The sequence below is a fragment of the Scytonema millei VB511283 genome, assembly GCF_000817735.3.
In the GTDB taxonomy this organism is placed as follows: domain Bacteria; phylum Cyanobacteriota; class Cyanobacteriia; order Cyanobacteriales; family Chroococcidiopsidaceae; genus Chroococcidiopsis; species Chroococcidiopsis millei_B.
The window spans coordinates 291,144-302,481 of sequence record NZ_JTJC03000001.1 but is presented as its reverse complement, the minus strand read 5'-3'; the positions used below and the strand labels follow the sequence as shown (position 1 = coordinate 302,481).

General features: G+C 43.0%; 8 protein-coding genes. 4 read left to right on the top strand and 4 right to left on the bottom strand.

What is annotated here, in order from left to right:
* Window positions 1-2: 2 nt before the first annotated feature.
* The gene (locus QH73_RS01340; protein WP_039714938.1) at window positions 3-539 is read right to left on the bottom strand and encodes a P-loop NTPase family protein; all 537 of its coding nucleotides are present in this window, start codon (window positions 537-539) and stop codon (window positions 3-5) included.
* A gap of 330 nt (window positions 540-869) precedes the next feature.
* Here QH73_RS01340 and rph point away from each other — a divergent pair, with 330 nt between their 5' ends.
* Window positions 870-1,598, top strand: a complete 729-nt coding sequence (gene rph, locus QH73_RS01335) for a ribonuclease PH (protein ID WP_039714937.1) — start codon at window positions 870-872, stop codon at window positions 1,596-1,598.
* Between the two features lie 259 nt (window positions 1,599-1,857).
* Here rph and QH73_RS01330 read toward each other — a convergent pair whose 3' ends face one another.
* Window positions 1,858-2,664, bottom strand: coding sequence for a hypothetical protein (locus tag QH73_RS01330; RefSeq protein WP_039714936.1), 807 nt, complete (start codon window positions 2,662-2,664; stop codon window positions 1,858-1,860).
* 1,193 nt (window positions 2,665-3,857) lie between these two features.
* On the opposite strand from QH73_RS01330, the gene bchB reads away from it, so the two are divergent.
* Window positions 3,858-5,384 (top strand): ferredoxin:protochlorophyllide reductase (ATP-dependent) subunit B, encoded by a 1,527-nt coding sequence (gene bchB, locus QH73_RS01320; RefSeq protein WP_039714935.1) that lies wholly within the window; start codon window positions 3,858-3,860, stop codon window positions 5,382-5,384.
* A gap of 394 nt (window positions 5,385-5,778) precedes the next feature.
* Here bchB and QH73_RS01315 read toward each other — a convergent pair whose 3' ends face one another.
* Window positions 5,779-6,102 (bottom strand): hypothetical protein, encoded by a 324-nt coding sequence (locus QH73_RS01315; RefSeq protein ID WP_039714934.1) that lies wholly within the window; start codon window positions 6,100-6,102, stop codon window positions 5,779-5,781.
* 113 nt (window positions 6,103-6,215) lie between these two features.
* Window positions 6,216-6,800, bottom strand: coding sequence for a Uma2 family endonuclease (locus QH73_RS01310; protein ID WP_039714933.1), 585 nt, complete (start codon window positions 6,798-6,800; stop codon window positions 6,216-6,218).
* A gap of 181 nt (window positions 6,801-6,981) precedes the next feature.
* Here QH73_RS01310 and glyS point away from each other — a divergent pair, with 181 nt between their 5' ends.
* Both glyS and QH73_RS01300 read left to right on the top strand, forming a co-directional pair.
* Window positions 6,982-9,138: a glycine--tRNA ligase subunit beta gene (gene glyS, locus QH73_RS01305; protein ID WP_039714932.1), complete on the top strand. Its 2,157-nt coding sequence runs from the start codon at window positions 6,982-6,984 to the stop codon at window positions 9,136-9,138.
* A gap of 666 nt (window positions 9,139-9,804) precedes the next feature.
* Window positions 9,805-11,271: a glycoside hydrolase family protein gene (locus QH73_RS01300; protein WP_132866472.1), complete on the top strand. Its 1,467-nt coding sequence runs from the start codon at window positions 9,805-9,807 to the stop codon at window positions 11,269-11,271.
* The last annotated feature ends 67 nt before the right edge of the window (window positions 11,272-11,338 follow it).

Sequence of the window (11,338 nt, the reverse complement as noted above, 5' to 3'; positions counted from 1 at the left end):
GCTTACATCTGATGGCTGCGCCGTACTTCTGTAATCTGATCTGCCGCATCAAGTACGGGTTGAGGCATATTCGATCCGGTCAGAATTACATCTACATGCTTGGGGCGATTTTGAATAAAATCTAAGACTTCTGTTAGAGGAATTAAGCCAAATTCAACAGCTACGCTCAATTCATCCAATACTACTAATGAGTACTGCCCTTGAGAAACAACCTGGCGCGTATGCTGCCACAGTTCTTGTAAAGAACGGTTTTCGGATTCGTCTAATTGTGGCGTGTCAATGCAACGGGGAAGATTGCAGCGAATCCAATCCAGGTTTTGCCCTAACTTAACTGGATGACAATGACCCTGATTTATCCCACCTTTGAGAAATTGGACGATGAGCGCTGGAGTCCCTTGACCGGAAACCCTTAAAGCCTGTGCCATCACGCTTGTCAAAAAGCTACGACGAGAGCAAGTAAAGACCTGTACTAATCCTTCAACTATGTATGGTGGTTGGCAAGGAGAATGAACCGTTGGGGTTTCTAGCTGGGCAATCATAAAGTCACTTTTATCCAGATGCTTGAGTTAAGGCTGAGTTCGGACAAACCGCAATATGCGATATATAGTGTAGTCTTGCAGAATACTCCTTAGTGAAACACTACATCTACGTTTTAGTCAATAGGAAACTATCCTCTAGAATCGCAATATCGTTACTATAAGTCCCAGTTGGCGGAGATTCTGTTGCAGCATTTTGACTTTTGACTTCCCAGCATAGCGATCGCCCTCCACACATTCAACGCCAAAAGTTTACAAAAAATTAAGCCTAGCGAAAGTGTTAACTGTATGCTCAACCCTGTATTCTGATTTAGGTCACTACAGCTAAGAACCATGACCTGGGAGCGTTTGGATAATCGGTTAGCAAATCAACTGCGTCCTATCAGTTTTACACGGGGTTTTACTCGTTTTGCCACTGGCTCTGTTTTAGCTCAGTGCGGCGATACTCAGGTGTTGTGTAACGTATCAATTCAGCCTGGAGTCCCCAGATTTCTAGAAGGTTCGGGCAAGGGTTGGCTGACGGCTGAATACAGAATGCTTCCCACCGCTACCCACCAACGCCAAGAACGAGAAACCTACAGGCTCTCTGGACGAACGCAGGAGATTCAAAGGTTAATCGGACGCAGCTTGAGAGCCGGACTCGATTTAGAAGCATTGGGAGAGCGTACAGTCACCGTAGATGCTGACGTATTGCAGGCGGATGCAGGTACGAGAACCACAGCAATTACAGGTGGGTTTGTGGCGCTTGCCGATGCGATCGCCAAGCTTTTAGAACGGGGAGATCTGACGCGATCGCCCATCCGTCACCAAATCGCCGCCGTCTCTGTAGGTTTGCTCGAAGGTGTGCCATTTCTAGATCTCAACTACCAAGAAGATGTCGCCGCCGATATCGATTTCAACGTGGTCATGAACGACCAACTAGAGATTATCGAACTTCAGGGAACCGCCGAAGCAGGTAGTTTCAGCCGCGCTCAATTGGATCGAATTATGGATTTGGCAGAACTTGGGATTAAAGATTTACTAGCAGCACAACGTCAAGCCTTGGGGGATTTTACTTTCTAGATGAAAGCTCTTGTTACTAGGTTAAAAACATCAGAGGGAGGGGTAGAATATGGTTCGCAGTTGTGGTATTATCTACTTTATAATGGGAATATTTTCATTTTTCTGAAAATTGTTTAGATTTCCATTATGAAGTAAACCATCTAGGTAATCAATAGTATAATATCACGAGCGATCGCATTATTAATTACATATTTGTACAGGAATATTTGTCATAGAAATCCAAGTGTAGGGTGGGCAATGCCCACCTTAATTTACATAATTATTTCACGCTATCTAAATCGGTAGAAAGCATCTTCAAGCTAGTCAATACAGTATCTCGTGCCGGCTGTGCTTTGCTCAGTCCAGAGTCAACATCTTTCACCCCTGCTTCTAGCCGTTGGTAGGTATCGGGAGAGTTTTGTTTCACGCTACCACCGAACTTGTACCAAGTTTGACGAGCAGCACCAAAAGCAGTTTTCGCAGTTGCAAAATCCTTCGATTCTACGGCAGTAGTTGCCTGAGCCAGTTCGTCTTTCATGGCTAATAAGTTGCTTTGAATAGTCGTAGCATTGCTATTAGCTGTCTCCGTAGTGCTGGTGTTAGTATCAACTCCAGGAGTACTATTCGTCAGAAGACCGTTGAATGCAGTTGAAAGTCCCTGCAGTTCCGTCGTGAGTTTTGCCACGTTTGGCGAACCCGATTTTAGATCTGTGGCAATCGTCGTAATTTTCTCGCCAATCGTTTTCGTAGCACCAGGGGATACCGTCTTCAGAGTACCTTCTAATCCTTTCCAGCTATCTTGTAGCTTGGTAAACTCCGTTTGTGCTGCTGTAAAGTTACCAGTTTTGACAGCAGATAAAGTTTGCGCTGCGCCATCAGTGAGGGGATGAATAGTTTCTTTAAGATTTCCCAAATTACCCAGCGCACTTATTGTTTTGCTCGCCACATTTTGTGCTTGCTGAGCCATGTTTTGAGCTTGGTTGGCTTTGTCTTGGAGTTGTGAGGCTTGCTGTTGTACTCCGGTACAGGATTCTAGGAATAAGGAAGCACCTAGAGTTAAACCTAAATTTAGGTAAATTTTCTTCATAATTCAAGATTTTGTCAGAATTTTACTCTAAATGAGCATCTTACAAAATGACTTATTGTTTGCATATAGTAAACTGATTAGCTTGATTTATCAGTCATTATTTCATTTAAAAATAAAAATTGTTCAGGCTGAAAATGTCGCAAATTACAGTACAAGCATGACTATTTTGCTAGGAGTTGAGCGTTCCGACTAGGCAATCGATTGTAATTTCTTATAGAATGCTTACAAGAGAAGATTAGTAAAAAATCTTCAAGTTTTTTAATTAAAATTGAAATTTTACGAACTTTTAAATCTAAAAAACTCGAATCAGAATCTCCCTTTATTTCCTGATAAGCGATTCGCCTGTATGCAAAGATTTATACATCATTTTTACGCGATCGTATCTATGTATATGCTGATAATATTTCTTGCAGTTTGACAGCGCTAACTTAGCCATAGCAAAGTAAATCCTATGAAACTATAACTTTAACATAAGCAGATGAAGCAGACAGTTGAGGAATTTCATAGCTTTCTAAACTTAAGTCCTTCTAAGTGAAATTCTATTGTTTCATGCATATTTTGTCCAATTTTTCACGGGTTTCACCATTAGAAATACACCCTGATAAATCGGGTAAATATGCTGAATAACCAGTTGTTGTTTCCTCAATAATAATTAGATACCGCATTATTTTAAACCTGCTTGCTTCAAAATATCATTTAGTATCTCTGCCATTTCACCAGCACTCGAGCGCGCAGATACTTAAAAGCTATCTTCCTCCTTCTTATTGCTACTATCTAACGGATATAAATACTGTTCGTAGTCGATGCTTTTCTCTGGCTGCCATGCTATGTAAGTTGAAAGAATTCCTGTTATTGTCAAAACCACGCTATGAAACAAAAATAGCCAGCCTACTCCTGAGCGTCCTATGAGTACAGGTAACAGCTGTTAAAACTCATCAGATGGCAGCTTGAGAATAGCGGCTTCAATATCTTCAAGCGTTGACATATTAATGATTACAACTCTTACTCTAAGCAAATTATAGCTTCAACGGACAAGTAGGTTATGAAAGCATTCCGAACACTACAGAATATAGCCAAAGATAAAGAATCGTTGCGTAAGGCAGCAGGTGCGATCGCAATGTTTGCGACAATCAACTAACAAACGGACTTTAATATTCGACAATTCGCAGTTCGCAGAGGGGAATACGGTAGATATGAAATTGGCTTACTGGATGTATGCTGGTCCAGCTCACATTGGAACCTTACGTGTTGCCAGCTCGTTTAAAAACGTCCACGCAATCATGCACGCGCCTCTAGGCGATGACTACTTCAACGTCATGCGATCGATGTTGGAGCGAGAAAGAAATTTTACCCCAGTCACAGCTAGCATTGTCGATAGACACGTTCTTGCCCGTGGTTCTCAGGAGAAGGTAGTAGATAATATTACCCGTAAGGATGCGGAAGAACATCCAGACCTAATCGTACTGACTCCTACCTGTACCTCTAGCATTTTACAAGAAGACCTGCAAAACTTTGTCGAGAGAGCATCGTTAGAAGCAAAAGCTGACGTACTACTGGCGGATGTCAACCACTACCGCGTCAACGAACTACAAGCGGCCGATCGCACTTTAGATCAAATTGTCCGCTACTACATCGAAAAGGCACGCAAAAGAGGCGAACTACCCACAGCTAAAACCGAAAAGCCTTCGGTCAATATCATCGGTGTTTCTACTCTCGGCTTTCACAACCAACACGACTGCACTGAGTTGAAGCGGTTGATGACTGATTTAGGAATTGAGGTAAATGCTGTCATTCCTGAAGGTGCTTCCGTTCACGAATTGAAAAACTTACCCCGTGCGTGGTTTAATCTCGTCCCCTATCGCGAACTCGGCTTACTGACAGCAAATTACTTAGAGCAAGAATTCGGCATACCCTATGTCGATATTACACCGATGGGTGTAGTCGAGACTGCTCGTTGTCTACGTAAAATCCAGCAGATTATTAACGCTCAAGGTGCTGGTGTTGACTACGAAGAGTACATTAACAACCAAACTCTCTACGTATCTCAAGCCGCTTGGTTCTCGCGTTCGATTGACTGCCAAAACTTGACGGGTAAAAAAGCTGTCGTATTTGGCGACAACACCCACGCCGCCGCCATTACCAAAATTCTTGCACGGGAAATGGGGATTCACGTTGTTTGGGCTGGAACTTATTGCAAATATGATGCTGACTGGTTCCGCGAACAGGTAAGCGAATATTGCGATGAAGTGATTATTACAGACGATCACGGCGCAATTGGAGATGCGATCGCCCGTGTCGAACCTTCTGCTATATTTGGGACTCAGATGGAACGTCACGTCGGTAAGCGTTTAGATATCCCCTGCGGCGTAATTGCTGCACCAATCCACATTCAAAACTTTCCCATTGGCTACAAGCCTTTTATGGGTTACGAAGGCACGAATCAAATTGCCGATTTGGTGTATAATTCGTTTACCTTGGGTATGGAAGATCACCTGTTAGAAATCTTTGGCGGACACGACACCAAGGAAGTCATTACCAAGGGAATATCTGCCGATACCGATTTAGCTTGGACGAGAGATGCTCAAGCAGAACTGAATAAAATTCCTGGCTTCGTGCGCGGTAAAGTCAAGCGAAATACAGAAAAATTTGCCCGCGATCGCAATTTTACCGAAATCACTGTAGAAGTGATGTACGCTGCCAAAGAATCTGTCGGTGCTTAATCTACATCTCCTTTTTTAGCCTAGTTATAATCCTTTCGTTGGGTTTCAGCGGAAGGATTTTTGGTATTTTTTAGTGCCGATTTATGACGAGTATCCAGACTTGCCTTGAACTTAAGTTCAAGGCTCATAGCCGAAGTCTACTAAAGTGGACTAGCAGACAAAATTTAACCCATTTCAATGGTTTTTTGCTATTAGCCTGTGAATTAGATTCGCAAGCGCATATTGTAGCGGGTGCAAGATTTCAGTTTGGGTATTTTAACAACAAGGACTATTTGTAACGATACAAATAGTCCTTGTTTCATAACTTATCAAGCTAAATATATGAATGTTGATTTTGAACTTACTTAATACTTCGGACTTGATACTAGAGTCTATGCCTGTCATAATTACTCACTTATTTGCTCATTCCGCGGCAAAATCCTTCCTCAAAATCAGCTAAATACTTGCGTTCCGCCAACGTAAACCTAGTACTGCTGCCATTGTTAATACTGCGATCGCGATTAGGAAGACAGTTAAACTCAAAGCTAATCTTGTTTCCATCGTGCCACTGAATTTCAACGTACGCATCTTTCTTTACTGTATCCATCGATGCATAGGTTACTACACCATATGGAATTTCTTCATTCATGTCCAATCTAAAAATTTCAGCACAAGCAGGCAAAGTGTTAGAAGCAAAAGCGATCGCGGTCAAAATAGAAGCAGTGATAAAGCGTTTCAACGGTGCAAAGGGGTAAAGCTGGCAATGTTTGTGTTCTTTTAGTTAAAGCCAACCATGCCCTTACTGAGGCACAAGAAAAGCGTTCTTTAGTAGATTTATTGGTAGCAAAATATCTACCAGATCTTGGTCAAGTCCAAGACAAATCCTGGCAATACATCTTCTCCAGACAAATTTTGTGGAAAGTTGAGTACTTGTTTGGGTTGTCCCGCACGATAGATTTCTACTTGCCGATCCTGTCTATTAATTAACCACCCCAACCTAGCTCCATTGTCCATATATTCTTGCATCTTGTCTTGCAGTGGTTTGAGGCGAGCTGAAGGGGAACGCAATTCAACGACAAAATCTGGACATAGGGATGGGAATACTTGTCGCTCCTTATCCGACAACGCATCCCAAGCTTCTCGCCTCACCCACGCCGCATCAGGAGAGCGGTTAGCGCCGTTTGGTAGTTTGAATTGGGTATCCGAGTCAAATGCCAACCCCAAATCTTCGTTCTGGTCCGTCCATACAAATAATTGGGCTAGCAGCCTTCCGTTGCGATTGCTCGTCTCTGCTCCATGCGGTGTCAAAACGATAATTTCTCCATTAGAGTTTCTTTCTAATTTGATGCGGTCTGGCTGGGATACAGCCAGGGTGTAAAATTGTTCGTCGGTTAATTGAATCACCGCGCTGAGATTAAGTGCAATTGGTTCGTTCATGGCAAAAAGTGAAGACGCGATTGCGATCGCCTTTCATCATCTGTTATAGATGCTAACGGTTCTCGATCGTTCATCACCAGATCGCTACAGAATCTCTATCTCAACATACCCAACACGATTGCAGGCACGGTAAACTGTTGAAACTAGGTCTTTTATGAAGCCTCGCTCAATTTAGGGTGCTATGCCTAATTTTCTATTAGAAGTCGGAACAGAAGAACTCCCAGCCAGTTTTGTCGATAGCGCGATCGCGCAATGGCGATCGCGTATTCCCCAAAGTCTGGGCGATAACAATCTTACGGCAGAAGCGATCGAAATCTACGGTACTCCCCGCCGCCTCGCCCTATTAATTAAAGGTCTACCAGCACAACAACCCGACCGAGACGAGGAAATTAAAGGACCCCCCGCGCAAGCTGCATTCAAAGACGGAAAACCAACTAAAGCCGCTGAAGGCTTTGCCAAAAAACAAGGGGTAGAATTAGATGCTTTAGAAATTCGTCCTACGGATAAAGGCGAGTTTGTTTTTGTCCGCGTCTCTTATCCAGGTCGTCCTGTCGCAGAAATCTTGACTCAACTCGTACCTGAGTGGATATTTGGGTTAGAAGGGAAGCGGTTTATGCGTTGGGGAGACGGCGATTTAAAGTTTTCCCGTCCGATTGTGTGGTTAGTTGCTTTATTAGATACAGAAGTCTTACCAATTCAAATTGAAAATAGTTCCGAGATCGTTAAAAGCGATCGCATTTCGTGGGGACACCGCGTTTTACATCCAGAATCAATATCCATTCCTCAAGCCACTGATTATGTCTCTTGCTTGCGTTCTGCTTTTGTTGATGTTGATGTCGAACAACGCAAAGCAAAAATTCAAGAACAAGTCAAGGCGATCGCGCAACAACTCAATGGTAGTGTTACGATCTATCCCGAATTATTACAAGAAGTCACCAATTTAGTTGAGTGGTCTACGGCTGTAGTCGGAAAATTCGATTCAGAATTTTTAAACTTACCTCCAGAAGTCATTACTACGGTAATGGTAAGCCACCAACGTTATTTTCCTGTATTTCAGGTAGGGGCGCACAGCCGTGCGCCTCTACTACCCAATTTCATTACTATTTCCAATGGCGATCCTGCTAAATCAGATATTATTGCCGCAGGTAACGAACGAGTGATTCGCGCTAGGTTAGCTGACGGACAATTTTTCTATAAAACTGACTTGGCAAAACCTTTAGAAAGCTATTTACTCCAACTGGAAAAAGTTACATTTCAAGAAGATTTAGGCTCAGTTGGTGACAAAGTTGGACGCATTATTAGTATTGCGCAACAAATTAACGAACAGTTGCACTTAAGCCAGCAAGAACGCCACCAAATCGAACGCGCTGCTAGCTTGTGTAAAGCGGATTTAGTTACCCAAATGGTATTTGAATTTCCAGAATTGCAAGGCGTAATGGGACAAAAATATGCTATTGCAAGTGGTGAATCGGAAACCGTAGCTACAGCTATCTTTGAACATTATTTACCGCGAAATGCAGGCGATCGCCTACCGGAATCTTTAGCGGGACAAATTGTCGGAATTGCCGATCGACTTGATACCATAGTTAGCATTTTCGGTTTGGGAATGTTGCCTACAGGTTCCTCCGATCCCTTTGCGCTGCGCCGTGCGGCAAATGCGATCGTTTCTATTACCTGGTCGGCTAATTTACCGATTAATCTCTACCAATTATTAGAGCAAACGGCAAGAGATTTTATTAAAACTTATGCCAAAACTAGTATAGAGACATTAAACGCATCTCTACAAGAATTTTTCATTCAAAGAATTCGCACGCTATTACAAGAAGAACGAAGTATCGACTACGATTTAGTCAATGCTGTACTAGGAGAAAGTGATGCTGAATACAGATTACGAGCATTACAAGACTTATTAGATGTACGCGATCGCGCTCTTTTCTTACAGTCGATTCGTAATAACGGCACTTTAGACAAAATCTACGAAACAGTCAACCGTTCTACTCGTCTCGCGGCTCAAGGAGATTTAGATTTCACGCAGTTGCAGCCAGAAAATTTAGTCAAACCAAAACTTTTTCAAAAATCGTCCGAGCAAGCTTTCTATGAGGCACTATTGCAACTCGTTCCGCAAACCCAAGCTGCTAGAGACTCGCGGAACTATCAACAATTAGTAGATGCTTTAATTCAAATTGCTCCCACTGTCAGCAATTTCTTTGACGGAGAACAAAGCGTTTTAGTCATGGATGCCGATCCAGAAATTAGACGCAATCGCTTGAATCTACTCGGTTTACTTCGCAATCATGCTCGCATGTTGGCAAATTTTGGCGAAATTGTGAAGAACTAAAACATTAGGCGATCGCTCGATTAAGTTAGTAGCGATCGCATCTCTTCAAGATTTTACTAAGCTTTTTACAGAGATAGAATTAAAATTTTATTTTTATAATTTTAAATTTTCAAGATAGTCATAGCTGTATTTCTAGTTAGATCGCTCAAAAAAATGCTCTGCATCCGTCGATTTAACAGTGTTTTCACTAGTAGTATTTTTACGATAAGAGTTAAAGAAAACACGGCGATCGGGGAAATCTCGGCTATTAGGTAAATCAGTAAAATTCCTCTTGAATCCGCATCTGAGCAAGCCTACTTTAGTTGTAGATTGGTCATGTAAAGCTCTTGTAAAGCATCTTGCTTTTTTCAGAAACTTCATTACCAAGTTCAAGTGTAATGACTTAATTTCTTTCCATTTCACTACACTGCTCTATTGCATAAACATACTGAAATAGTTCTTTCTTTAACTACTGGAAAAGCTATTTGCATAAAGCGCTGCTTCACTTTCCTTAGCCAGCTAACCCTTCCCTCTAGCTTGCCAATATTGCAGCGCGATCGCCAGCAATAAAGCAGCTTTTTGCACGATTGACTTCTCGTCTACTCAAACCGCATTGAGTAGCAGATGAGATGCGATCGTCAACTTGTGCTGCATTAATTCTGCATTAATTCCATTTAGAGGTAAACAATGAAATTCTACCAGAAACTACAAAACATAGCTCCAAAAAAGTTATCAGAACGACAAGCTAAATCGTCTAAGTCAATTGTTTCAGTATTAATTGCTTCGGCTCTCCTCTACACGTTGCCAGCAACAGCCTTGACGAGTTTTCTAGGCATGAATAACGGCACTGGTTACAACATGGACCCAGGATACGTCGATCGCTCCATCCAACATACCAAAAACCTGGGCTTAGAAGTCGTCCGTATGGGGATGGACAGCGTTTGGGGTAACACGGAGGGTGCAGGGTTTCATTGGTCAGGCAGAGATATGGTTGTCGATAAATATCGCAATGCCGGACTCAAAATTCACGCCGTGTTATCAGCGCGGATGCACGTCAATCGAGACGGTAACTACGAGCGGTGGAAAGCAAACTTTCGCTATTTTACTCGTAACGTCATGATGCGCTACAAAGGCAAAATCTTTTACTACATTATTGATAACGAACCCGACCTCGACTATGGCAACGGTAAAATGTCAGCTCAAGAATGTGTTGACATGACTCGGATTGCCTACGAAACAGCCAAATCCATCGATCCCAATATTAAAATTGAGTCGCCACCCGTGATGGGAATTGAATCCGGTCTGCTCAACGAGATGTTAGATCGCGGTATTGATAAAGTCAGCGACTATATCGGCTTGCACGCCTATGGCGGACAGATTTCCGAGAATCGTCTCGGTCATCCTTGGCGAGTCATGGAAGCGCGCGGCATCAGAAAACCCCTTGCTATTAGCGAATCAGGATCGATTAACGAATATTGCAACGGTTCCCAATTTGAAACCGAAGACTGTCGCCGCCGCTGGTTCCTCATGTTCGGGCTACAACTCAAAAGATTTGGTTACGACCACGCCATCCTATTCGATCTTGACGGTCACGATAGCTGGGCTGTTGCTCCAGACTTTAACCCCACGAAAGCTTATTACCAAATTAAAGATTTACGCCTAAATAAGACTTTCTCGAATGGCGGCTTTGAATCGGCGAATAACGTTGAAAATGAATGGACTCCCGCTGACAACAACGATGAATGGATTTACAAAGGGACTTCACCCCATATTCAATTCGTCCGTAACAACAACGGAGAAGGGCGTAACAAGAGTAACGGCTATGTCAAGTTAGAGAGCGGTCGCGCTGGATCGGGCACGCCAATTAGAATCCGTCGAATTCTGGGGGATATGCCAAAAAATAAACAGGTAGCGATTGGTGCTTGGGTCTATGTCAGTGGCGGAGCCTCAGCAACGCTAAAAGCTCTGGGGTATGACTTTAGAAATGGTGATGCCGAGATCTCGAAGACTTCAACTCAGAAAAACGGTTGGGAGTATTTAGAAATTACCGTTCCTATCTCCAGATATTGGGCAGTGGTCGAACTGGGAACGTCGGGGACTGGCAGAGCAGGCGACTCTGTGAAGTGGGATGACGTGAGCGTTCGCGTCCTCTAGTTGCAGACGTGCGCCCTAGCTTAACCTAGATTTTCTCAGCTTACCCGTGGAAAAGGCGATCGCCTTT